Raw genomic sequence first — 24,902 nt, 5'->3', positions numbered from 1 at the left:
CGGTCGCCGCCGATATGGGCGCAACCCTGGTGGTGATCTTCAACGGCCTGCGACTCCTTCGCAGCCCGAGATCCCGCACCGAGTAGGCGAATCTCCGACAGTCAGCGCCCCAACCCTCTCTCTGCTCAACCCTTTTCCTGTGCCCCGCTCCTCCTGGCGACGCGGTCCGTCACGTAGAAAGGCGCGTAGGCGGCCGCGAACAAAAACCAGGCCAGCACAGCCACCGACAGCATGTACCAGGGCCAGGGCCCCAGATAGTCCAGGAGGCTGGCTCCCACCGGTTTGTAGCGCATATAGACGTAGTTGGTGTCGATCAGATAGTTGAGAGGGAGGATAAAGACAAAGCAGTAAATGGCGGTGATGACATAGACCCGCACCATCGAGCGTGGAAACGGTCGAAATCGGAAGACCAAGGTGGCGTAGAGCGCTCCCAGGATGATGAGCCCATGAGTGAAGAAATAGCTCAGATAAAGAGGATGGGGAAAGGGCTCCTCCAGATCGGGAGTGAGAATGGCCTGCAGGGTTCCGCTGAATCCCCAGAAGTAGGTCAGCTCGTAGGCCAGGCGGTTCCGCGACAACATCAACACCGCCGTGGCCATGATGGCAGTGCTGCACAAGTGAAACGGCAGCACATCGGCGAATCGGTGATCGTAGACTGTTACCCTGATCCAGGCCTTGACGATCTCATGAACCAACACAAAGATGCCCAGCCACACCGCCACCCGGGTTCCCCCGCGCTCAGAGCAGTGGCGGCGCACCCACAGGGGCAGGAGCACGCTGACCCCGAACACCACGGCCATGGTCAGCAGATGGGAAGAACCGAAGAGAACGAAGTTCATGCTGATAACTGGGTCAGGAGTCGATGGTTATAATCCCTGCGTGAAACAACAGAAAAAAATGAGTGATCCACGAAGTTGCACGAAGGACCACGAAGAGGGACGGCTCTGCCGAATCGGCACAGGCTGCGGCCTGGCAACCCTGCCCTGCGCTCCGCTGCCCCGGCAGTGCTCCCAATGGACCAGAATTCTCAGAATTTTGCAAGGGCTTCCGGCGGTGCCGCCCAAGGATTCACCGACGGAGCAGCAACGGGCTACACCAGGCGTCGGTTCGTGGTAGGATTCGGATTCCGGCGCTCGGCGGGGCGGCCTGAGATTTGGTTGGACCGGGAGGAGAACCCATGAAGGAACAGGGAAAGGTGGCCATTGTGACCGGGGCCGGAACCGGGATCGGCAAAAGCGCCTCGCTGCGGCTGTTGGAGGCAGGCTACAGGGTAGTGCTGGCCGGCCGCCGCCGGGAGCCCTTGGAGGAAGTGGCGGCCCAGGCCGGTTCCACGGCCGATCGGACCCTGGTGGTGCCCACCAACGTGGGGTCGCCGGCCTCGGTCCGCTCCCTTTTCGACCGGTGCCGGGAGAGATTCGGCCGGCTCGACCTGCTCTTCAACAACGCGGGCATCGGGGCCCCGCCGAAACCCCTGGAGGAGTTGAGCGTGGAGGAGTGGCAGGCGGTGGTGGACACCAACCTCACCGGCTCCTTTCTCTGCACCCAGCAGGCCTTCGAAATCATGAAGTGCCAGACACCGCGGGGCGGGCGCATCATCAACAATGGCTCGGTCTCGGCCCAGGTGCCTCGACCCAACTCGGCCCCTTACACCTCCACCAAGCACGCCATCACCGGTCTGACCCGCTCCACCTCGCTGGATGGACGCAAATACGATATCGCCTGCAGCCAGATCGACATCGGCAACGCCGCCACGCCCATGACGGCCAAGTCCAAGGACGGCGCGCTCCAGGCCCACGGAGCCGTCGTGGTGGAGCCCACCATGGATGCCGATCACGTGGCCCGGGCCGTGCTCTACATTGCAGAGTTGCCGCTGGACGCCAACGTGCAGTTCATGACCGTGATGGCCACCAAGATGCCCTACATCGGCAGAGGGTAAGAGGACGGGAGAACACCATGGCGGATTCGATCAATCCGGTGCACTGGTTCGAGATTTCAGTCAACGACATGGACCGGGCCAAGAAGTTCTATGAAAGTGTGTTGGGGCTCCAGCTCGGCCTCAACCAGGTGCAGTCCACCCTGATGGCATGGTTCCCCACGACCGAGGGAGGCGCCGGCTCGAGCGGCGCGCTCCTCAAATCGGAGGGGCGCGCCCCCTCCCACGACGGTACCATGATCTACTTTTCCGTCGCCGACATCGAGGCGGTGCTGGCCAGGGTCGACGCCAACGGCGGCAGAACGCTGACGCCCAAGACCGACATCGGGGAATATGGTTTCTACGCCTACTTCGAGGACAGCGAGGGAAACCGGGTGGGCGTGCACTCGTCGGCCTGATAGCAACCAAGTGGCGGTTGCGTCCCTCAAGTCGCAGTCTGAGCGCCTGCGACAGCCCCGAAGGCGCTGAACCCGAAATAACCCTAGCAGTCGACACCCATCCAGGAGGAAGCCTGTGGCCCGTCCAACCGATCTAGAACTGATTGAAGAGCTGCGAAAGTTCGATACGCCCTCCATCACCAACGTGGTGGCGACCTATCCCGGCCATCCCCTCTGCCTGGGACTCTACAATCCCTGGACCGAGAACTGGTACACCGATCAGTCCATCCGCTGCATGTTCCCGGAGCTGGGCCCAATCGTCGGCTACGCGGTAACCTGTGTCCACGGGTTGCCCGATCCCAGCTACGACTGCCTGAGTCTGGCCGACCTGGTCGAAGCCCTGGGCAAGTCCAGAAAACCCACCATCCTGGCCTTCGAGCAGAAGTTTCCGCCGGAAGTGGCCGGAAAGGTAGGGCTGGCCGGCGGCGTGCTGACCACAGTTCTCAAGGCGGTCGGGTGCGTGGGTGCCATCTCCAACGGCCCTTCCCGCGACATCGACGAGATCCGTCCCATGAAGTTCCAGTACCTGCTCAGCGGAACCACGCCCGGGCACGGACACATGGCCTTTCGCGCCATCAATGTGCCGGTTTCGGTGGCCGGCATGGACGTTGCTCCGGGGGAGATCATCCACATGGACGAAAACGGCGCCTGCAAGTTTCCCGCCGACCGGCTGGAAGACGTCTTGAACAACGTTCGGGCGCTTCGGAAAGAGGAAGCTGTCCGCATGGACCTCCTGAACCGGGCCAGGACGCCCGATGAGGTTCTGGATATCGTGAGGCAAAACCCCTACGCCGGCACCAAGGACGACACTTCCGGCGGTTCGAAGCGCTGACCGATCGGGTCGAGGGTCGGTCCGCCAAACCGACGCCGCCCTGGCAGGCTCGCTACTTGTCGCCGCTGTTCGACTCCGGCCGGAACCGGAAGAAGGAATCCCATGGATGCACTGGAACATCTTGGCCTGGGGCTGGGGGGACTGCCCCTGCTGAGCCGGGCGCGAACCCGCTCGATTTCTCCTGAGAATCCCGGCGGAGAGAAGGGGAGGGGGGGGATGGCGGAGCCCAATCCCGCGACCCTGCCCTTCAGCCAAGCGGCCAGCCACCTGGGACAGGGATGGAAGGTCAGTCCCTTCTACAAGGTGAAACCCGGTGAGACCCTGACCCTGATGGACGTCGAAGGGCCCGGACTGATTCAGCACATCTGGCTGGTGGCCGATCCCGCCAAGGGACGCTCCCACGTCCTTCGTTTCTACTGGGACGGGGAGGAGTCTCCCTCCATTGAGACCCCCGTCTCCGACTTCTTCGCCGTGGGACACAACCGGTTCGCCCGGGTCAACTCGCTGGCCGTGACCGTCATCCCCAAGTCGGCCTTCAACTGTTACTGGCCCATGCCCTTCCGGCGCCGGGCCAGGATCAGCTTCACCAACGAAGACCAGGAAGAGCTGGGGCTTCTCACCTACCAGATCACCTACGCCGAGACCGAGATCCCCGACGGCGCGGGCTATCTGCACGCCTGCTGGCGGCGGGCCGTGACCGACCGCGACCAACCCGAATACGTCATCCTGGACGACGTCCGGGGGCAGGGCAAATACGCCGGGACCTTCCTGGCCTGGACGCAGTTGTCGGACGGCTGGTTCGGCGAAGGGGAGATCAAGTTCTTCATCGACGGGGACGGGGAGTTCCCCACCATCTGCGGCACCGGGACCGAAGACTACTTTTGCGGAAGCTTCGGGTTCCCCGAGACCTACAGCACGGCCTACGCCGGTAACGTGCTCAAGCATTCGGGGGAAGACGGTCCGCCCAAGTGGAGCCTCTACCGATGGCACATCAGGGATCCCATCTGCTTCCAGCAGGACTTGCGCGTGACCATCCAGGCACTGGGCTGGTGGCCGAACGGCAAGTACCAGCCGCTGGCCGATGACATCGCTTCGGTGGCCTACTGGTACCAGACGGAACCGCACGTGCCCTTTCCGGAGTTGCCCGGGCTGGCGCACCGCTGGCCGCGCTGATCGCGGGCCGGACCGGGGTGGACGTCGCCGGGAGGAAACGGAAACGGCGGCTACTGAAACAGGGACCCAACCTTCAAGGAGTGCGACATGGCTCAACTGACCCTGGCCACCTGCCAGTTTGAAATCCAGACACAGGTAGCAAGAAACCTCCGCTCCATCACCCGTCAGATGAAGCTGGCCAAGTCCAGGGGGGCTCACCTGGTTCACTTTTCCGAGGCCTGTCTGACCGGCTACCTGGGGAGCGAGTTGAAGTCCGGCCGGGAGATGGACTGGGAAGCTGTTTCGGCTGCCGTGGAAGAGATCATGGAGCTGGCCGGAGAACTCGGTCTTTGGGTGGTGGTCGGGTCCAACCACCCCCTGTCGGGCCGACACAAACCCCACAACTCGCTCTACGTGGTGAGCGACCGGGGGCGCCTGGTCAACCGCTACGACAAGATGTTCTGCACCGGAGACCACGACGACGACGGCGACCTTCACCACTACAGCCCCGGTCAAGCCTTTGTGACCTTCAAGGTGAGAGACGTGATGTGTGGACTGCTGATCTGTCACGACTTCCGCTACCCCGAGCTGTTTCGCCAGTACAAGCAGCTCGGGGTTCAGCTCATGCTGGTCTCCTTTCACAACGCCGGAGGCAGTCTGGAGAGCTATCACAACTACAACATCTGGGTTTCGACCACCATTCAGGCCGCGGCGGCCAGCAACTATTTCGCGGTCAGCGCCAACAACGGCACCCGCCGCTATGCCTGGCCCAGCTTCGTGGTGGACGCCCAGGGACTGGTTGTCGACCGGGCCCGGCCCCACCGCCCGGCCGTCCTGGTCAATCCCATCGACACCGAAATCGAGCTCTACGACGCCTCCAAGGCCTGGCGGGACCGCTGCATGCAGGGAACCTTTCACAGTGGGACCCTGACCCGGGATCCACGGTCCAGCGACCGGATCCGGGTCTGACCAGGCCGGCCAGGAATGCGACTGCAATTCCGATCCACGCCCGCCCTTCGAACGGGAACGATTTGGCTCTGCCTGTCCTTGGGCCTGCTCGTCCTGCTGGCCGCCCTTCGCCCGGGTTCGGCCGGGGCCGACCGAAGCCAACCCAACACCCTTCAGCAACTCAAGAACCTTTGGCCGACTGTTTCCTCGCGGGTGGTTGGCGCCCCCGACCCACCCCCTCCTTACCGGGTGGTGCGGGCCTTCCCCAGGCTCTCGCTGACCAACCCGGTGGTGGTGGTGAAGGAACCGGAAAGCCGTAGATTGTGGTTCATCGACCAGGACCCCAGCACGACGGAGCCGCGCCTGTGCCGGACCATCGGGGACCCTGCTGACGGCGCCTACGAAGTCCTGCACCACTTCGGGAAGTCCCTGGCCTACAGCATCGCCTTTCATCCCGACTTCAAGGGAAACGGTCATCTCTTCATCGGCAGTAACGATCGAGTGGCGGACGGCGACAAGCGCGTTCGCATCACCCGCTATCGCGTGGATCGCACATCGCCCCACCACTTTCATTCCGACTCGGCCGAGGTGATCATCGAATGGGAGTCCAACGGACATGACGGCGCCGCCATCGCCTTCAGCCCCAAGGGGCTGATGTACGTCACCTCCGGCGACGGAACCAGCGATTCCGACACCAATCTCAAGGGACAGGGACTCGATCATCTGCTCTCCAAGGTGCTTCGGATCGACGTGGACCGCCCGGACCCGGGGCGCCTCTACTCGGTGCCTCCGGACAATCCGTTTGTCGCAATGGAGGGAGCCCGCCCCGAAACCTGGGCCTACGGGTTTCGCAACCCCTGGCGCATGTCGGTGGACCCCGGGACCGGGCATGTCTGGGTGGGCAACAACGGCCAGGATCTCTGGGAACAGGTCTACCTGGTGGAACGGGGAGCCAACTACGGCTGGAGCGTCTACGAGGGCAGCCACATCTTCTACGCCAACCGTGAGCTGGGACCCACCCCGGTCTCAAGGCCCCTGCTGGAACACCCCCACTCGGAAGCCCGATCCATGACCGGCGGCCTGGTCTACTACGGCTCCCGGTTCCCGGAGTTGCGGGGAGCCTACATCTACGGCGACCATTCCACAGGCAAGATCTGGGGAGCCAGGGTGGAGGACCGGAAAGTCGTCTGGCACAAGGAGCTGGCCGATACCTCCCTGGCTATCGTCGCCTTCGAGGTGGACGCTGACGGCAACCTGCTGGTGCTCGACTACCGCGACAAGGGAAAGGGAGGCTTCTACTCCCTGGAAGTCAACGACGCGCCCGACAGCAGCGAACGCTTCCCCTGGCGCCTGAGCCGCACCGGATTGTTTGCCTCGGTCGAAGGCCACCGCTTGACGCCCGGCATGATCCCCTACTCGGTGAACGCCCCCCTTTGGTCGGACGGCGCTTTCAAGGAACGGTCCCTCTACCTGCCGTCGGCCCCGGGTCAGGACGAAGGCCCGAGCCATGCCGGTGCAGGCATGACCTCCAACGCAGGCTGGAGCTTCCCGGACCGGACGGTGCTGGTCAAGTCGTTCGGATTCGAATTGGAAAACGGCGGTGCCGGCGAGAGTCGCTGGGTCGAGACCCGCTTGCTGACCCGGCAGCAAGGCGAATGGGTGGGCTATTCCTATGCCTGGAACCGGGAACAGACCGAAGCCTTCCTGGTCGAAAGCGAAGGCCTGGATGCCTCGGTCGAGATCGGCCTGGCAGACGGAGGGAAGCGCCGGCTGGACTGGCGCTTTCCCAGCCGCAGCGAGTGCATGGTCTGCCACAGCCGGGCCGCCAACTTCGTCCTGGGGCTGTCGACGCTCCAGATGAACAGGGAACAGGACTATGGAGGGGTGGCGGCCAACCAACTGGAGGCGCTGCACTACCTGGGGGTGTTGGAGCCGGCCTGGTCGGACGAGGACAAGCAGTCCCTGCGAAAGGCGCTGCAAGAAAGCGGGGTCAACCGCTACCGGCTGGACTCGCGGGTGAAGGGTATCACGGCCACCGATGCCAGCCAGGCGGTGCTGCCGGCCGAGTTGCCCTTTCACTGGTCGGCGGCCTTCCCCCGACTGGTCGACCCCTACGACCCGCGGGCAGATCTGGAGGCCCGGGCCCGCTCCTACCTGCACTCCAACTGCGCCCAGTGCCACGTGCAGGCCGGGGGAGGCAACTCCCAGATCTCACTGGAGTTCAGCAAGAGCCTGGAAGGCATGAAGATGCTGGACATGGAGCCCCTGCACCACAAGTTCGACATCCCCGACGCCAGGCTGGTGGCTCCCGGCGATCCGGCCCGCTCCGTCCTGCTCCACCGAATGGCCACCCGCGACCGGGGCAAGATGCCTCAACTGGCTACCTCGCTGGTCGACCGGCAGGCCGTCGAGCTGATCCGCGAGTGGATCCGGCGCATGAAGTGAGGGACGGCCCCGGGTAGTAGGCATGAACTTCGAATTGTCCGGCTTCGACACCATCGTGGTCATATGGGCCGCCCTGGCGATACCCGTCTTCATCTACAGCCTCGTGGGGACCGACCACGTCGGCCGTACCGGCGGAAACCCGCGCGGTCCGCGGGTGGCGGCCTGCTGGGGCTGGGTCGTCATGGAACTGCCCGCGCTGTGCGTGCTGCCGGCCGTGTACCTTTCGGCCGGCAACCGGCATCCGGTGGCCGACCTGCTGGTGGCCGCCTGGGTGATCCACTACGGCCACCGGACCCTGGTGTGGCCCTGGATCGTGCCCCGCTACAGCCGGCCGATGCCGGTCGCCATCTGCGCCTCGGGCTTCGTCTTCAACGTTGTCAACGGCCTCCTCAACGGCTGGTTCCTGGGCTACGCGGCAGACTACCCGTGGGAGTGGCTGCTGGACGGCTGCTTCATCGCCGGCGCGGCGGCGTTCCTGACAGGAGCGGCCCTGAACGTCACCACCGACTACCGCCTGGCACAGTTGCGCCGGCAGCAGCAGGGGCGCTACCTCATCCCCCGGGGCGGTGCCTTCAGGTTCCTGTCATCGCCGAACCTGGCTGGCGAGATGATCGAGTGGATCGGGTTCGCGCTGATGGCCTGGTCGCTGCCGGCGCTGGCCTTCGCCCTCTGGACCGCCGCCAACCTGGTTCCCCGCGCGCTCTGGCGCCACCGCTGGTACCGCCGCACCTTCCCCGACTACCCACCCTCCCGCCGCGCGCTCATCCCCGGCGTTCTGTGAGGTAACCCCAGCGGCTCAGATGCTGTGACCAGTACGGCGGCCTCGGAAAAACAGACGGTCTACATCTCCTGCGGGACCAAACCGCGAAGCGCGTCGGCCAATCCGCGCGCCGTTGCCGGGCGAATCGATCTCGGGGCAGACAGCACCGAAGCCGCAAACTCAATATCGTCTGAAAGCCGGATCGACTCGTTCAGCAAGGCGAGGTACCGACGTAGCGTTGCATGCCGCAGTTGATCTCCAAACCGGTTCTGGATGGTGCGCTGCAGGTAGCTGCGCAAAGCGGTCACGTGCACCGATCTGATTCGAGGGAGTTGTTCGAATGTCCGGTGCATGGCGTCCTGCATCAAGTCGCTCGTGTCCACCCCGCCGCGGGCCCACTGTGGCAGCCGGCCATGCGCCCATCGCCGAAGCCAGATTGCGTAGCGCTCGAACAGCAAGTGGGCGGCCGACCGACTGCCCTGCCGAATCAGCCTTGGGTTCAGGTGAGACCCATTTTTTTTGGAGAACACCGTGAATTAAAATGGTTTCGAGTCTATTCGCCAAAAGGAGACATCCCATGAATCGTTCGATCATCATCGGAGCCTTGTCGCTCTGTCTCAGTCTGCCCGCTCTTGCTGAAAGCCCGGCGCTTGAGCGGACCAAGCACGCATTGGGACTGCCACTGGCTACGCCACTCGCCGTGATTCCGACGCTGGCCAATACGCCGGGACGTTTTGGCACTTATTTCAAGACCCGTGTGGTCATACACAACCTCACCACCAACAGTTACACCCTGGATGCGATCTTATGCGGGCCGAACGGCATTGTCGCTCAACAATCGATTCCCATGAGCGCCAACCAATACCGCTCCTATGACAATTTCCTGCAAGACGTTTTCAGTTATCGCGGCGCGGGGGCGGTGGTTCTGGCGGGCGATATCAACTCGCTCAACCTGGACGAAGCTGCCCTGGTTAACGACGCACCCTACAAGTTTTCGCTGACGGCCGAAGTGTACAGCGACTCACCCAACGGCCGGTATACCACCACGGTTGTCAACGGTATTGTGCCCCTGGTCGATTCCGGCCCCCGCGCATTCAGCGCGGGCATCACTGTCGGACAGGACCAGCGAGTGAATATAGGAGTGTTCAATCTCGGTGTGAGCACCGTCCCGGTACAAGCCATCGTGCACGACTCATCGGGGTCCGTGACCCAAACCGTTGATTTCAGTGTTGGCCCCTTGTCATGGCAGCAGAAAACCGTCAGCAGAGCTGTCGACAACGGTTTCATCCGGTGGCAGATCGATGCTCGAGGAGGTCTCCCCTTCCTTTGGGCCGTGTCGGTAGACAACCGTTCCAATGACGGCACTCTGACATGGCCTGCACGGCCCGACGTATCGTTGGAGTGAGTGGACGAATTTAGGGCGAATATGGAGTCTTGACCAAACTGTCTTGCTTCAAGTCAAGAATACTTCCGATAAACCTCCATAATCTTGCCAGGTTGGAAGGCGACCGATTGAACGGCCGGTCCAGGGGCAAACAACCAGAGAATGCAGCTTGGGGAGGCAGTGATCCCGCTCACTTGCCCTCGGAGGATGAGGAGGCCGCGGAGCTGCCCTGCTTGATGACGTTCATGGCCATGGCCACCATGGATCCCACGTCGCTCACCGACGCCGGCATGATGAGGCTGTTTCCTTCCTTGGCCAGCTTGCCGAACTCGGTGATGTACTGCTCTGCCACCCGCAGTTGAAGGGCCTGATCGCCGCCGGGGCTCTGTATGGCTTCGGCCACCTTGACGATCCCTTCGGCGGTGGCGCCGGCCACGCTGCGAATGGCGGCGGCTTCTCCCTCCGCCTCGTTGATCTGCTGGGTACGCTTGGCTTCCGAGTTCTTGATGACTTCCTGCTTCCTGCCCTCCGCCTCGTTGATGGCGGCGTCGCGAATGCCCTCGGAATTCAGAATGACCGCCCGCTTTTCCCGTTCCGCCCGCATCTGCTTTTCCATGGCATCCAGGACATCCCGGGGGGGCTTGATATTCTTGATTTCGTAACGGAGGACCTTCACCCCCCAGGGGTCGGAGGCCTTGTCCAGCTCGCTCACCACCGAGGTGTTGATGTTGGTCCGCTCTTCAAAGGTGCGGTCCAGCTCGATCTTGCCCACCTCGCTGCGCAGGGTGGTCTGAGCCAGTTGGGAGATGGCGAAGACGAAGTTGGTGATGCCGTAGGAAGCTCGCTCGGCATTGAGCACCTTGAGGTAGAGGACGCCATCCACCGAGACCTGGACGTTGTCGCGGGTGATGCAGATCTGCTCGGCGATGTCTATGGCGACCTCCTTCAGGGAGTGCCGGTAGCGAATGACGTCCAGGAAGGGAATGAGAATATGGAACCCCGCGTTGAGCGTGCCGCTGTACCGCCCCAGCCGCTCCACGATATAGGCGCTCTGCTGCGGGACCACCACCGCAGTCTTGGCCAGAATGAACAGCACCAGCACCGCCAGCAGGAAGAGTACAATCAGGCCTGCGTCCATTAGCTTTTTCCTCCATTCACCCGTTCAAAAGAGTAGGGTTTCCGAACCCACAAGACCACCCCCTCCACCCGGTCGACCTGGCAGCTCTCCGCCTGGGCGATGGGCTCCGAGCCCACGTTTTTGGCCCTCCAGGAAGTCCCGCGCAGCTCGACCTGTCCATATCCGTCCACGGCGATGTTTTCGAGCGACTCGGCCGTCCCGCCCACCAAATCATTGTCCGGCTGAGCGGGAGCAACGCTTCTCATTCTTTCCTGCAAGCGCCCCCTCAGCAACAGCAGACTGCCGATCGAGAGCAGGGAAAAGAGCAGCCATTGCAACCAGGCCGGCCCGTCCAGACCCACGGCGGCCAGCAAGCCCACCAGCACGGCAGCCACACCGAAAAACAGGAGGTAGAAGCCGGTGGGCGTTACCAGTTCCAGAAACAGGAGCCCAAGCCCCAACAGCACCCAGAACCACCAGGTCGTTGCCCAACCGTCCATTACGGACCTCGCGCTGACTCGCCGCTTTCGGCACTGAACGGATACGCGGAAACCATACCACTTTCTGTCGCCCAGAGGCCAGCGGCCAGCCCCTTTCCCCGAGAACCCTGGCCGCGGAAGCTCCCTGATTTCTCTCGTCAGACCGTTTCTCCGAACGATCCGCCGGTTAATTGGTTGAAAATGATATTCATATTCACTAGTATGCTGCATACGAAAGGGGGAACGGCTTCATGGGATTATCGATCAGCGGAGGAATGAGAATGAGAAGGCTGCGTATGTTGGGGTTGATGTTGTGTGTTGTCCTGGCGGCCGGCGCCGGAAAGCTGACCAGCAGTGAATCTTTGCCCTCAACGCAAGAAAGGCAATATCCCGACCTGCCCAGGGGAATCACCAGTTTCGGGGCCGCGGTCATCGGCGATTGGCTGTACGTTTACGGGGGGCATTTCGGGCGCCCGCACCACTACTCCAACACGAGTCAGTCGGACGAGCTCAGCCGCCTGAATCTCAGCAAGGACTCGACATGGGAAGTGATCGCCACGGGTCCACGACTTCAAGGGCTGGCCATGGTAGCCCACGGCGGCAAGCTCTACCGGGTGGGTGGATTCACGGCTCACAACCAGGAGGACGACGACCACGACTTGCGTTCGGTGGCCGATTTCGTCCGCTTCCATCCGGAAACGGGGCAGTGGGAGTCGCTGCCGTCCTTGCCGGAGCCCCGGTCCTCTCATGACGCCGTTGTGATCGGGGACAAGCTCTACGTTGCCGGTGGCTGGCGCCTGGGCGGTGAAGATCCCGAATGGCACCGGACGGCCTGGGTGACCGATCTTTCCCGGGAGAAAGTCGTCTGGGAATCCCTTTCCGAACCGCCTTTCCTGCGGCGAGCGGTTTCACTGGGACACCGCAACGGCAAGCTGTACGTCATCGGCGGTATGCGACAGAAGGGTGGGCCGACCATCAGGGTCGATGTCTACGACCCGGCCAGCGGCCGGTGGTCCCAGGCGCCGAGCCTGATCGATCCCAAAGCCGACGCCGACCGCGGCAAGGGCATGGAGGGCTTCGGTTCCTCGGCCTTCACCGTGGAAGGGCGTCTCCTGGTGAGCACCTATGGCGGCAATATCCAGGTCCTGGACGAGCGAAACGACGCCTGGCAAATCTCGGCAAAGCTCGCAGACGATCGCTTCTTTCACCGCATGCTGCCGTTCAACGGCCGCCTGCTGCTGGTGGGTGGAGCCAGCATGCGCGTGGGCAAGCGTCTTCACCTTGAAACGGTCGAACTGTCCAGCCTGAAGTGACTGGCTGCAACACTCTCCAAATCTCCTCACGACTCATCGGTCCAGTCCCGCGGGTCCTGGTGCCACATCGGTCGCCCGGCAGCCGGGATTCTCGGGATCTACGGGGATGGTCTGTGATGACCCGCGCAACCGCATCCGACTGATCCGCCCAACCCTCATTCCCAACCCAGTCCACCCTCCACCCTTGTCGCTTTGATCGCCAAATCTGCTTGAGGCATAATGAATCCGGGAATTGAGCCTTGTCGGCCCCCGAAACATGATCTTCTTGACCCAGCGAATTCGGCTCCTGGCCGTGATGGCCTTGCTGATCCCCGCGACTTCCGAGGCATCGGAACCGCAAGCCCTCTCCATTGCTCCTCTGGGCGGCAAAAAGGGGACCCGGCTGGAGGTCACACTGAGGGGCCAGTCCCTCCAGGGGGCCTATGCCGTCCGGTTCGACCGGGAGGGCGTCACCGCCACCGTCGAACGGGTCGAAGACCTGATCGCCGAAGGTGAGGTGGACCCGTCGGAAGATTCTCCCAAGGCTCAGAAACTGATCCTGGGACTGCGAATCGACCCGTCGGCCGGAACGGGCCGCTACCCGTTGAGGGTGGTCTCGCCGCAGGGCGTTACCGGGGCGCTGAGTTTCCTGGTTCACGACCTTCCATCGCTAGCCGAAAACAACCCGTCCTCGGAGCAAGCGTCCAGCGCTCAAGAGATCGACGTTCCCTGCGCCATCGACGGCGTCATCAGCCGGCCCGGAGAGAGGGACCTCTACGCCGTGCAGGCCGCCGAGGGCCAGCACCTCCGGTTCGAGCTGATCTCCAACCCCTCCGGAACATCCATGGGGGGGCGGGCCGGCTACCGGGGCGGCTTCGACTCGGTGCTCACGCTCTACCAGCCCCTCGGGAGCTGGCTCGAGGAGAGCCGCCTCCATCGGCTGGCCTATGACGACAAGTCCAATGCCAATCCCCGGCCCAACCCGCTTATCGAAACCCGGGCCGGGCAACCCGGCCTCTACCTGCTGGAGGTGGGATCCTTCTACAACCTGGGCGGCGCCGAGTTCAGCTATCAGCTCCGAGTCGAGCCCAACGGCCCGGCGGCCCCTCAACGGCCCCCGGCCGCCGCCAACGGTTCCATATTCGAACCCTGGCAGGAAAGAAGCTTCTCCCGCCCCATCCGGCCCGATCACATCCGGAGGATCCATGCCAGGACTGTGGAACCCGGCAACGACCGGGGGGCCTCCGCCGCCGAGAACGGAACACCCCCACAGGAGGAAGCGAACGGTTCCGGCAGGACGACCACCTACTCGACAATCCGGGAGCAGGAACCCAACGACGACGGCGACCCGACGGCGGTGGCGACTCTTCCTTTTCTGGTGGAGGGTGCCATCGACCAACCCGGCGACCTGGACAGGCTGGTTTCCTTCCGGGTCCAGCCCGGCCAGAAGCTCAGCTTCGAGATGGAGACCCCCGAGGCGACCCTGCCCGACTTCAACCCTCGGATGGCCGTTCTGGATGAAGCCGGCCAGGTGGTGCTGAGCAACGTCTACCGGCGAGTGGTCCGGCAGGCCCTCTCCTACAGCAAGACCATCGAGCCCAAGACCATCCATACCTTCCTGCGGGGAGGGACCTACACCTTGCGGGTCCGCGACACCACCCAGCGGAACGGGGCTTCCGACTTCCGTTACCGCCTGCTGGTGCGTCCCCAGATTCCCCACGCCGGGGAGCTCAGGGTCCAGGAGGACCGGCTCAACCTGGTCCCGGGAGAAGCCGGCAAGCTGACCGTCACCACCGGGCAGGAGGAAGGGTTTGCCGGGCAGATCCTCCTTCAGGTCGAAGGACTTCCCCCGGGCGTGCAGGCCCTTCCCGGCACCGACTATCAGCCGGAGACGCCTCCCAACCTGGATGAGGGTCCCAAGGCACGGTATATGCCACAACAGGGCGCCACCTCGGTCATGATCGTGGCCGCTAGCGACGCTCCGGCCACCCGCATGCCCCGTATCCTTCGCATCCAGGCTCGACCAGTGGTTTCGGGGAAGATGGGGGCGCTTCTGCCGGTGGGCAAGGTGCACCTGATGGTCCTGGAAGGAAATCGCCGCCAGACGGCGGGCAAGTCTCGGTGAACGGGGACCGCATCCATAGGCACCGGAACCCAAGGCCGCCTGCGGCAGAAAGGGCCGCCCGTTGGCCGAAACAACCCAATGAATGCTTCCCGCCACGACAATCGAGATCATCGCGGAGCCAGGCCGGCCCTCCGGTTGACCCTGGTCGCACTGGTGCTGGCGGCTGCACAGCCAAGCCATGCGGAAAAGGAAGTGGCCGAATCCGAACAGGCACCAGGCCAGGTCGAGGCCACAGCCGCCCCTGAACTTCTTTCCCTCACCCTTCAACCCCGGGCCGTCACCCTGCGGGGCAAGGATGCCTCCCAGCAGTTCCTGCTCACCGGCACTTACAGCGATGGGGTGGAGCGGGATCTCTCCAGGCAGGCTCGCTTCTCCCTGTCGGATCCCCGGTCCGCCCGGGTGGATGGCCAGGGGCAGGTGGTTGCCCTGGCCGGCGGCGAGGCTCGGTTGACCGCCGAATTCGGCGGCCTCTCAGCCGAGAGCGCCATCAACGTCCAGTCCTCCGCCAGCACTCGCGCTCCCAACTTCGCCCTGGACCTGGAGGGAATCTTTACTCGGAAGGGCTGCAACGACAGCCATTGCCACGGCAGCGTCAAGGGCCGCGGCGGGTTCAAGCTCTCCAGCCAGGCCGGCAATCCGCGGGAGGACCACCGCTGGATCGTGCGGGGCGGAACCTTTCAGATTTACAGCCGGGAGTCTGCCGGACCCGAGACTCCCCGAATTTCGCCGGAAGCGCCCGAGAAGAGCCTGCTCCTGTTGAAACCGACCCTGCAGGTGCCCCACGGAGGCGGCCGGCGGCTGGATCCGGACGGGCCCGACTATCGAGCGCTGCTTCAATGGATCGGCCAGGGAGCGCCCTTCGGGAACGGCGCCCCCGAGATCGTCCGCCTGGAAGTCATACCCCGTCAGCTCGTGCTGGAGCCGGGGCTGAGCCATCAACTGGTGGTCACCGCCTGGCTTTCCGACGGCAACCGAGAGGATTTCACCCGCCGGGTGCGTTACCAACCCACCGCGGAAGAGGTAGTCGAGGTGGACGAAAACGGCTTGATCCGGGCCCGGGAGCCGGGCGAGGCCACCGTCCTGGTGCAGGGGCCGCGCCGGGCGACCCGAGTCTCCCTGGGAGTGGTCAGCAGGATCCTGACCGAATTTCCCCGGGAGGCCCCCCGGAACTTCATCGACGAAGAGGTCCGGCGAAAGCTGCGCCGCCTCAGCATCCCGCCCTCGAAACGTTCCAGCGACCAGGAGTTCCTGAGGCGGGTCTGCCTGGACCTGACCGGGACCCTGCCCCCGCCCCGGCGGGTCCGGGAATTTCTGGACAGCCGGGATCCGGGCAAGCGGGACAGCCTGATCACCACCCTGCTCAACTCTCCCGAGTATATCGACTACTGGACCTTCCGCCTGGCCGATCTGTTTCGGGTCTCCCATGAGCAGGGCGGCCGGGAAAAGGTCAAGATGTACTGGGAGTGGATCCGGGATTCCATTGCCCGCAACAAGCCCTTCGACCAGGTGGCCCGGGAGCGCATGGCCGGCCAGGGCTACGACGGCCCCACCCGCCATCTCTGGGGAGCCGACGAGATTCGCCTTCCTCAGGACGTCATGACCGAGCAGGCCCGGGTGTTCCTGGGGCGACGGCTGGACTGCGCCCAGTGTCACGACCACCCTTTCGACTCCTGGACCCAGGACCAGTTCTGGGGCCTGACGGGGTTCTTCAAGAACCTGACCTATTTCTGGACCACCATGGCCGCCGTGGACGATCCCATCGGGCACGAGGAGTTCGGGGCCGACGGTCGGCTGCTCCATCCCCGCACCAGGCAGGAAGTGGAAGCCGTCTATCCCGATGGCCAGGCTCTGCCGGTCGAGGAAAGGACAGACCCCCGGCCGAGGCTGGCCGACTGGTTCACCTCGTCGGAAGAGTTTCTCTTCGAAGAGGCCGTGGTGAACCGATTCTGGAGCTACTTCTTCGGGCGCGGGATCGTCGACCCGGTGGACGACTTTCGCCTGACCAACCCGCCCAGCCATCCCGACCTGTTGCGGAAGCTGGCCCGCTATTTTCGCTCCAGCGGCTACGACCTGAAGGACCTGATCCGGCTGATCGTGCAGTCCAACACCTACCAGCGCTCGGGACGCCCCAACTACGACAACGGGGGTGACCGCGTTAACTACTCCCGGGCCCTGCCCAGGAGCCTGGATGCGGAAATCCTGCTGGACATGATCTGCCAGATCACCGGCATCCCTGAAGTCTTCGAGGGGAAGGACGAGCGGGATTACGGCGGCCGCCAGCCTGCCGGCACGCGAGCCATGAACATCATCCATCCCGACCTCCATCCGTCGCGGTTTCTGGACATCTACGGGCGGCCCAGCCGGACGGCGGTGCCGGAACGCAAGGGCGGGGCCAGCCTGGCCCAGGCCCTCCACATGCTGGCCGGTCCCGCCTATACCGACAAGCTGTCGGGAAAGGGAGGCCGAATCGATCGCCTGCTGCGGTCGGCGGCTAGCGACAGGGAGATCGTGGAGGAGTTCTACCTGGCCGCCCTGTCGCGGTTTCCCACACCGGAGGAGACCACACAACTGGTGCGGATGGTCAGAACCTGGCCTTCCCGACAGCAAGCTCTGGAGGATCTTCTCTGGGGGGTGATCGCCTCGCGCGAGTTCGCTTATAATCACTAGGAGATTCCTGGCCTCCGTTCAGGTAGCCGTGGCAATGTCCGGAGAGTCACTTCCGGCTCCCTACAAAGAAGATTGGTTGTTCAGAAAAGGGCACTATGGGTAGTAAGCGTAAGGCAAGTGACCCGATCGCTCATTTTGCAGGGCTCGGCCTGGTTTTTGGTGTGGCCATAGGTGCTGCTTTGGACGAAATCGGGACTGGCGTGGCACTGGGTCTGGCCATCGGCGCTGGTATCGGGGCGTGGTCAAAAAAGCAGCAGGATACAGATGGCCCGCGCGCGGAACGCGATGGTGAAATCGACCCCTAAATCTTGTTTGAACGGGATCCACCTCACTCGCCGGGGATTCCTGCGCGCGGGGTCATTGGGTCTCTTCGGGCTCAGCCTGAGCCGCTACCTGCAGTTAAAGCACCTGATGGCCGCCTCCGGCTCCCCTGCGAAACCGGACGCCAAGGCCCAAGCCTGCATCCTGCTGTGGCTGGAAGGCGGCCCCAGCCAGGTCGACACCTTCGATCCCAAGCCCAACAGCGCCTTTGCGCCGATTTCGACCAACGTCCCCGGCATCCGGATCTCCGAGCTGCTGCCCCGGGTGGCCAGGCACATGGACAAGCTGTCCATTATCCGCTCCATGTACACCGAGGAGATCGACCACCAGCAGGCCACCTACTACGCGATCACGGGTCACCGTCCCAACTCGGCCCTGGAGTCTCCCAGCCTGGGCTCCATCATCGCCAGGGAGCTCAATCCCCGCCGTAACATGCCCCCGTATGTGATCGCACCGCCCATCGATCGACCCTACCTGAACTACTTCAACGCGGGTTTCATCGGCGCGCGCTACCAGCCCATGGTGGTCCCCGATCCCGCCCGGGAGGACTTTCAGGTTCCCGACCTGGTGCTTCCCAAGGAGATCGGCATGGACCGGGTGTCCCACCGCCGCTCCTTCCTGGAGGTGGTGGACCGCCTCTATCGCCGCCAGGAGCAGCAGGCCGAGTTTGCGGCCCTGGACGACTTCAGGCAGCAGGCCCTGACCATCCTCGGGTCCCCGCAGGTCCGACAGGCGTTCGATCTCTCGCAGGAATCGGAGAAGACCCGGGACGAGTACGGCCGGCACCGTTTCGGCCAGAGCGTGCTGCTGGCGCGCCGGCTGATCGAAGGAGGCTGCCGGTTTGCCACGGCCGCCGGATATGACATGACCGAGTGGGACCTCTGCCACGTGGACAACGACAAGTACAATCGGGACCTGCTGGCCCCTCCCTTCGATCAGGCTCTGTCTGCCCTGATGAAGGACCTGGACCAGCGGGGACTGCTGGAATCGACACTGGTTGTGGCCATGGGAGAATTCGGCAGAACTCCGCATGTCAATCCCCGGGGCGGCCGGGACCACTGGCCCCACTGCTGGTCGATGGTGCTGGGCGGCGGCGGGATTCAAGGCGGGCAGGTGATCGGAGCCAGCGACGAACGAGGCGCGCGGGTCGCGGACCGAATGGTGACGATCGGAGACCTGTTCGCCACCGTCTACAAGGCGCTCGGTATCGACTGGACCAAGGAATACATGACCCCCATCCAGCGGCCCGTCAAGATCGCCAACTCCATCGGCGGAGAGAGCGGCCTGCCCATCGAGGGCCTGATCTGAATCCTGTTCATTGATGTTCATCAGGGCTCGACTCGTGCTCAGGACCGAGACCCAACGCCGGGAACACCAGGTGCGTCGTGCCCTTCGCAGAAATCTTTTTGCCTGCCCGACCCTTGGCGTATCCCTCTTGAACCATCTCCAACCCCTCAGTGGCCCTTCGTGGATTACTCTATTGGCCCCTCGCGGACCGTCGCTCAGTTGCTTTGGGAAAACCAACGCAGCCCTCATCGCTCTGGCCTTGCTGGCGGTCATCGGCTGCCGGCAGCCCTCCCAAGAGCTCGTCCAGGGTGGCTACACCGGCAGGAAGACCTGCCAACCCTGCCACCCCCAGGAGTACGCCGCCTACATCGGTTCCCACCACGATCTGGCCATGGATCCGGTCAACGACCAGACCGTTCTGGGGGATTTCGAGGACGCCACCCTGACTCATTTGGGAGTCACCTCCAGGTTCTACCGCCGGGACGGCAAGTTCCTGGTCTCGACCGAAGGGGCCTCGGGAGCCATCGAAGAGTTTGAAGTCAAGTACACTTTTGGAGCGGACCCCCTGCAGCAGTACCTGGTGGAGTTCCCCGGAGGGCGTCTGCAGTGCCTGCCCCTTTGCTGGGACTCCCGTCCCCGCAAAGAGGGCGGCCAGCGTTGGTTCCACCTCTACGACAGCGAGCGCGTTGCTCCCAACGACCTCCTCTTCTGGACCCGGGTCTCCCAGAACTGGAACACCGGCTGCGCCGAGTGCCACTCCACCGGTCTGCGCAAGAACTTCGATCCGTCAACCGAAACCTACCGGACCCGCTGGGCCGAGGTGGACGTCTCCTGCGAGGCCTGCCACGGACCGGGCGCCGCCCACGTGGAATGGGCCGAGGCCCGGGCTCGCGGAGAGCCCCGGACGGATATCCCCGACCTTGGGTTGGCCATTTGGCTCAAGGAGGCCGAGCCTGCCGTCTGGGCCCGCGACGAGAGCACCGGCAGGCCCCGGCGCACCCCCCCTCTGGGCACCCACACACAGGCGGAGATGTGCGCCCGCTGCCACTCAAGGCGCGGCCTCATCAGCGAGGACTACGTCCATGGAGCCTCGCTGCTGAACACCCACAACTTGAGCCTTCTGGAAGAAGACCTCTACTACCCCGACGGCCAGATCCTGGAGGAGGTCTATGTCTACGGCTCTTTCCTGCAGAGCCGCATGGCTCAGGAGGGCGTGGTCTGCACCGACTGCCACGACGCCCACAGCGCACGTCTCCACCAACAGGGAGATGTGCTCTGCACCCGCTGCCACGACGCCGCGACCTATACTTCCCGTTCCCACCACCACCATCCGCCCGGCTCCACCGGCGCCCGTTGCGTGGAGTGCCACATGCCGGCCCGGACCTACATGGTGGTGGATCCACGCCGCGACCACAGCTTTCGCGTCCCGCGCCCCGATTTGACAGCTAGCCTGGGGACGCCCAACGCCTGCAACAATTGCCATGGCGACCGGTCCACCCAATGGTCGGTGGAACACTTTCAGCGATGGTACGGGGCCGGCCCCAGAGACAAGCACTTCGGCGAGACCCTTGCCGCCGCCCGCAAGGGAATCCCTGGCCTGGCGGCGGATCTCAACCGCTTGGCCCGGCCCCCCCACCTGCCTGCCATCGTACGGGCCACCGCCATTTCGCTGCTGGACAACTATCCCGGAGGGAGCACCGCCGACGTGCTGGGAGAACTGGCGAAGGATGCCAGCCCGCTTGTGCGGGCAGCGGCAGTCGAAGCCCTGGGCTCGTTACCGCCACACCAACGGGGACCTCTGTCGCAAGCAGCCCTGGAGGATCCGGTGCGGATGGTGCGGACCCTGGCCGGCCGCTCCCTGGCCGGGCCTGCCCCGGCCGGACTTTCACCCCGGCAACGTCAGCTCAGAGGCGCAGCCGCCCGCGAATATGAAGAGGTACAGCAGCTCCATGCAGACCATCCCGGCGGCCGCCTCAACCTGGGGAACCTCTACCGGGACCAGCGGGACTTCGAACGGGCTGAAGCTTCCTACAGGCAGGCAATCGCCCTGGAGCCGGCCTTCATGCCGGCCTATCTGAATCTGGCTGACCTCTACCGGGAGATGGACCGGGAGGACGAGGGAAAGAAGCTGTTGCTGGAGGCGCTGAAAATAGCCCCCCGATCGGCTACGGCGCAACAGGCCCTGGGCCTGCTGCTGGTCCGGACCGGTGAGCGCCGCCAGGCCCTGAACCACCTGGCCCAAGCCGCGGAGCTGGATCCGGACAACAGCCGCCATGCCTACGTCTATGGGGTAGCGCTCAACTCCCTGGGAGAATCGGTCCAGGCTATAGGCGTCCTGGAACAAGCACTGGGGGCCCGACCCCATGACCGGGATCTCCTGTTCGCGCTGGCCACCATTCACCGGGACCGGAGGCAGTTTGGGAAGGGGCTGGTTTACAGCCGGAGGCTCCTGGCGCTTTATCCGGAGAACGCCGGCTACCAAAGGTTGGAGAGGCAGCTACGGATGTTAGCCCGCATTCGCTAATCGCGGGTGCGATAATGTGCCGCGGTCCCGAGCGGGAAGCGCGGCTTTTCACAAAAACCCTACCCAAGGAGGAGCCATGCTGAACGTAATGATGGATCAGATAACCCAGGTGGCCGGCCCCTATATCCCCAGGATTGCAGCTGCTCTGGGCATCCTGATCGTGGGATGGCTGATTGCCCTGATCGTGGGTGCCCTTCTGCGGGCGGTGATGCGCCGCACTGCGATCAACGACCGGATGGCGGCCTGGTTCGGCAAAGAGGAAGGGGCCAGCGACGTGCACGTCGACAACTGGGTCGGCAGGGGCGCCTACTATCTCATCATGCTGTTCGTGCTGGTGGCGGTTTTTCAGACCCTGGGACTGACCATTCTGACCGAGCCCCTCAACCGGCTCCTCACCAGCATCTTCGAGTTTGCCCCCCGCATTCTGGGCGCGGGTTTCCTCCTGATCATCGCCTGGATCCTGGCTTCTGTCCTGAGACTGGTCATTGCCAAAGTGCTGACTGCCGCCAGGCTGGACGAGCGGCTGAGAAGCGGGGTGGGAGAGGAGGGCAAAAAACGGCCCCCTCTGGCCAGGAGCCTGGCCGATGCCGTCTATTGGCTGATCTTTCTGCTGTTTCTGCCGGGCGTCCTCAACGCCTTGGCCGTGGAAGGGCTGCTGGAGCCGATTCAAGCCATGGTTGCAAAGGTAGCGGGGTTCATTCCCAACCTCTTCACCGCCGCGGTCATCCTGGGGGTGGGATGGTTCGTGGCCCGCATCGTACAACGGGTGGTGAGCAGCCTGCTGTCAGCCGTGGGACTGGACACCTTGAGCGAGAAAGGAGGTCTCTCCGCCGCCCTGGGGACCCAACGGCTCTCCGGGGTGGTGGGACTGATCGCCTACATCCTGGTCTTCCTGCCGGTGGTGATCGCCGCCCTCAACGCACTCAAGATGGAAGCCATCACGGTGCCGGCCAGCAATATGCTCACCATGATCCTGGAAGCCATTCCGGCAATTTTCGGCGCCGTGCTGATATTGACCATCGCCTACCTGGTGGGCCGGGTGGTTTCGGGGCTGGTGGCCAACCTTCTGGCCGGCGCCGGCTTCAACGGCATCCTGGCCAAGCTGGGTCTGGGCAAGGAAACCGGCGACGGAGACCGGACCCCGTCGGCCATCGTCGGGACCCTGATCCTGGTGGCCATCATGCTGTTCGCCGTCACCGAAGCGGCCGGACTCATGGGCTTCGCGGTCCTGGCTGAACTGACCTCGCAGTTCCTCGTCTTCGCCGGCCGCATCGTGGTCGGACTGGTTATCTTCGCCATCGGACTCTTCCTGGCCAATTTCGTGCAACGGACGGTGCTGTCGGCGGGAGCCGCCCAGTCCCGCCTGCTGGCGCTGGGCGCCCGAATCGCCATCATCGTGCTTTCGGGAGCCATGGCCCTGCGGCACATGGGTTTGGCGGACGAGATCGTCAACATGGCCTTCGGCCTGATCCTGGGCGCGGTGGCGGTAGCCCTGGCCATTGCATTCGGTCTGGGGGGCCGGGAATTTGCCGCACGCCACCTGGAGGGATGGCTGCAATCGATGAAATCGGAAGGCGCGGCAAAGTAACCGCCGGGGGCAGCTATCCCGGGTGAGAAACGCGCCTCAAATCTCGAAGGTCGTATCCGGCTGCATGGGGTAGATCTTTCGGCCCAGGCGCTTGAAGGGCAGCTTGGAGAAGTCCTGGGTGAAGACGCTGCCGGCATCGACGTTGAAGATCGAACCGGCGATGGGCTCGAAGCCGCTGCGAAAGTGGCCGGTCGACTTCACGCAAAGATAGCGCATGCGGGCGCAATCCAGTCCCAACCCACGGCTGAAGGCCAGGTCCATGGGCTGGTGGCCCAGGGAGATGACCGCCACGTAGACCCCGTCCTGCCTGAGCAGCACCGAGTCTCCATGGTCGCCCTCCAGGCCGGCAAACATGGGACCGTCATAGACGAAACGCCCGTCGCTCACCGCCACCACTTCAGCCTGCATTGGGACCGGCGGTCCCACCAGCGGGTGAGACTTCCCTCCGACTTCCACCTCAACCCGGTTCCCGACACCGGCCCGGAGAGCCGTCCTGACGGTTTCCGGATCGACGATATGGAGCACGGCGGCGTCCTGAAGTCGCCGCTGCAGGAAGAGGCGCAGAATCTCGGTGCTGTCGCTGGGCGCGCCGCCGCCCGGGTTGTCGGCCTGGTCGGCCAGGATAATGGGGTATTTCCCCAGGGCCTCGCCCTGATCCAGGGCGCGCTCGGGTGAAAGAGGCTCCCGCTGCCAGGTCTCCTTCCGTTCCCAGATCCAGCGGGCCAGGTCGTCCGCCTTTTGCTGCGCTCCTGCCAGATCGTTGTCGGTGACGACCAGTGTGGAAGCCCCGGCGCAGTTCACGTCGGCCCACTGGTACCCGACCCCCACGCTGGCCGTCAAAACCCCGGGCTGTTTCTCCAGAGCGTGCAGGCGGTCGATGACCAGGCTCATGGGCTCTTTGGCGGTGATCATCCTGGCCGCCGCCCAGAAAAGGGGGATGGAGCGCCAGCCCAGAGTGGGACGGATCTCGCCCCGCACCGTCCGCACCATCATGTCGGCCGCTTCCACGCCCCGTTCGGCCATGTCGACGTGGGGATAGGTGTCCTCCACGATCAGGGCGGTGGCGTTGTCCACCATGGTCTTGCCGATGTTGCAATGGAGATCGTGGACTCCAATAATCGGACAATGGGAGCCGACCAGTTCCCGGACACTCTTCAGAATGTCCCCGTCGGCATCGTCGACCCCCTCGGCGGAATAGGCCCCGTGCACGCTCAGCAGCACCCCGTCCACAGGGAGGGCCTGTCGCAAGAGCGCCAGCAGGGATTCCTTCAGCGCCTCGTGCGTCTCCCCGGTCGGCTGTTTTCCGGAATTGGCGTGGCGCCAGACCAGCGGGACCATCTCCACCTCTTGCCGCCGCAACTCCCTGATGAATCCGTCGATGATGGTGTTGACCTCACCCGAACGTTGCAGCAGTTCCTCGGGCCCGCTGGAGCGGGAGTGCCCGTAGAACTCCTCCAGCGGCGTCTCCACCGTGGAGTAGTTGCTGCTCTCGTGCTCGATACCGCCGATGGCAATGCGCATGCGACGCTCCTTTTTCGCAGTAATCTCACCCGCAATCATAACCCATCTCCCGGGTGTGGGTTGAACCCCCGATGCCTCCGACTCGGCGGG

At 64.0% G+C, this 24,902-nt stretch carries 20 protein-coding genes; 15 read left to right on the top strand and 5 right to left on the bottom strand.

The features are described from left to right. Positions 1–125: 125 nt before the first annotated feature. Positions 126–839, bottom strand: a complete 714-nt coding sequence (locus OXI69_07260; protein ID MDE2665931.1) for a TIGR02206 family membrane protein — start codon at positions 837–839, stop codon at positions 126–128. Between the two features lie 338 nt (positions 840–1,177). Between OXI69_07260 and OXI69_07255 the strand changes: the two genes are divergently transcribed. The 7 genes from OXI69_07255 (at position 1,178) to OXI69_07225 (ending at position 8,528) form a co-directional block, all read left to right on the top strand. Further along, positions 1,178–1,936 (top strand): SDR family NAD(P)-dependent oxidoreductase, encoded by a 759-nt coding sequence (locus OXI69_07255; protein ID MDE2665930.1) that lies wholly within the window; start codon positions 1,178–1,180, stop codon positions 1,934–1,936. 17 nt (positions 1,937–1,953) lie between these two features. Then, a complete protein-coding gene (locus OXI69_07250) occupies positions 1,954–2,331 on the top strand; it encodes a VOC family protein (GenBank protein ID MDE2665929.1) in 378 nt (125 codons plus the stop codon). Between the two features lie 115 nt (positions 2,332–2,446). After that, positions 2,447–3,202, top strand: a complete 756-nt coding sequence (locus tag OXI69_07245) for an RraA family protein (protein MDE2665928.1) — start codon at positions 2,447–2,449, stop codon at positions 3,200–3,202. A 102-nt stretch (positions 3,203–3,304) separates the two neighbouring features. Further along, positions 3,305–4,375, top strand: coding sequence for a DUF2961 domain-containing protein (locus tag OXI69_07240; GenBank protein MDE2665927.1), 1,071 nt, complete (start codon positions 3,305–3,307; stop codon positions 4,373–4,375). Between the two features lie 87 nt (positions 4,376–4,462). Next, entirely contained in the window at positions 4,463–5,323 is an 861-nt protein-coding gene (locus OXI69_07235; protein MDE2665926.1) for a carbon-nitrogen hydrolase family protein, read from the top strand. A 15-nt stretch (positions 5,324–5,338) separates the two neighbouring features. After that, positions 5,339–7,747 (top strand): PQQ-dependent sugar dehydrogenase, encoded by a 2,409-nt coding sequence (locus tag OXI69_07230; GenBank protein ID MDE2665925.1) that lies wholly within the window; start codon positions 5,339–5,341, stop codon positions 7,745–7,747. Between the two features lie 22 nt (positions 7,748–7,769). Next, the gene (locus OXI69_07225; GenBank protein MDE2665924.1) at positions 7,770–8,528 is read left to right on the top strand and encodes a 3-oxo-5-alpha-steroid 4-dehydrogenase; all 759 of its coding nucleotides are present in this window, start codon (positions 7,770–7,772) and stop codon (positions 8,526–8,528) included. A 59-nt stretch (positions 8,529–8,587) separates the two neighbouring features. Here OXI69_07225 and OXI69_07220 read toward each other — a convergent pair whose 3' ends face one another. Then, a complete protein-coding gene (locus OXI69_07220) occupies positions 8,588–9,037 on the bottom strand; it encodes a hypothetical protein (GenBank protein MDE2665923.1) in 450 nt (149 codons plus the stop codon). Positions 9,038–9,084: 47 nt separating this feature from the next. Between OXI69_07220 and OXI69_07215 the strand changes: the two genes are divergently transcribed. Next, positions 9,085–9,912, top strand: a complete 828-nt coding sequence (locus tag OXI69_07215) for a hypothetical protein (GenBank protein ID MDE2665922.1) — start codon at positions 9,085–9,087, stop codon at positions 9,910–9,912. Positions 9,913–10,081: 169 nt separating this feature from the next. On the opposite strand, the gene OXI69_07210 is transcribed toward OXI69_07215, so the two are convergent. Then, the gene (locus OXI69_07210; GenBank protein MDE2665921.1) at positions 10,082–11,029 is read right to left on the bottom strand and encodes a paraslipin; all 948 of its coding nucleotides are present in this window, start codon (positions 11,027–11,029) and stop codon (positions 10,082–10,084) included. After that, on the bottom strand, positions 11,029–11,508 hold the full coding sequence (locus tag OXI69_07205; GenBank protein MDE2665920.1) for an NfeD family protein: 480 nt from the start codon (positions 11,506–11,508) through the stop codon (positions 11,029–11,031). Before OXI69_07205 ends, OXI69_07210 begins: the two co-directional genes overlap by 1 nt. 260 nt (positions 11,509–11,768) lie before the next feature. On the opposite strand from OXI69_07205, the gene OXI69_07200 reads away from it, so the two are divergent. From OXI69_07200 to OXI69_07170, 7 genes are all read left to right on the top strand, one after another. Further along, entirely contained in the window at positions 11,769–12,800 is a 1,032-nt protein-coding gene (locus OXI69_07200; GenBank protein ID MDE2665919.1) for a hypothetical protein, read from the top strand. A gap of 265 nt (positions 12,801–13,065) precedes the next feature. Then, positions 13,066–14,904, top strand: coding sequence for a hypothetical protein (locus OXI69_07195; protein ID MDE2665918.1), 1,839 nt, complete (start codon positions 13,066–13,068; stop codon positions 14,902–14,904). 78 nt (positions 14,905–14,982) lie between these two features. Further along, positions 14,983–17,571: a DUF1553 domain-containing protein gene (locus OXI69_07190; protein ID MDE2665917.1), complete on the top strand. Its 2,589-nt coding sequence runs from the start codon at positions 14,983–14,985 to the stop codon at positions 17,569–17,571. Between the two features lie 95 nt (positions 17,572–17,666). After that, on the top strand, positions 17,667–17,876 hold the full coding sequence (locus tag OXI69_07185; protein ID MDE2665916.1) for a hypothetical protein: 210 nt from the start codon (positions 17,667–17,669) through the stop codon (positions 17,874–17,876). Between the two features lie 7 nt (positions 17,877–17,883). Continuing rightward, a complete protein-coding gene (locus OXI69_07180; protein MDE2665915.1) occupies positions 17,884–19,200 on the top strand; it encodes a DUF1501 domain-containing protein in 1,317 nt (438 codons plus the stop codon). Positions 19,201–19,372: 172 nt separating this feature from the next. Continuing rightward, positions 19,373–21,703 (top strand): tetratricopeptide repeat protein, encoded by a 2,331-nt coding sequence (locus OXI69_07175; protein MDE2665914.1) that lies wholly within the window; start codon positions 19,373–19,375, stop codon positions 21,701–21,703. A gap of 76 nt (positions 21,704–21,779) precedes the next feature. Further along, on the top strand, positions 21,780–23,291 hold the full coding sequence (locus OXI69_07170) for a mechanosensitive ion channel (protein MDE2665913.1): 1,512 nt from the start codon (positions 21,780–21,782) through the stop codon (positions 23,289–23,291). Between the two features lie 36 nt (positions 23,292–23,327). Here the strand turns inward: OXI69_07170 and OXI69_07165 are convergent, their stop codons facing one another. Next, complete coding sequence (locus OXI69_07165; protein ID MDE2665912.1) at positions 23,328–24,812, bottom strand: M81 family metallopeptidase; 1,485 nt, start codon at positions 24,810–24,812, stop codon at positions 23,328–23,330. Positions 24,813–24,902: the final 90 nt, after the last annotated feature.

This window comes from Acidobacteriota bacterium (assembly GCA_028875575.1).
In the GTDB taxonomy this organism is placed as follows: domain Bacteria; phylum Acidobacteriota; class Terriglobia; order Versatilivoradales; family Versatilivoraceae; genus Versatilivorator.
This window is presented reverse-complemented; position numbering and strand designations above follow the sequence as displayed.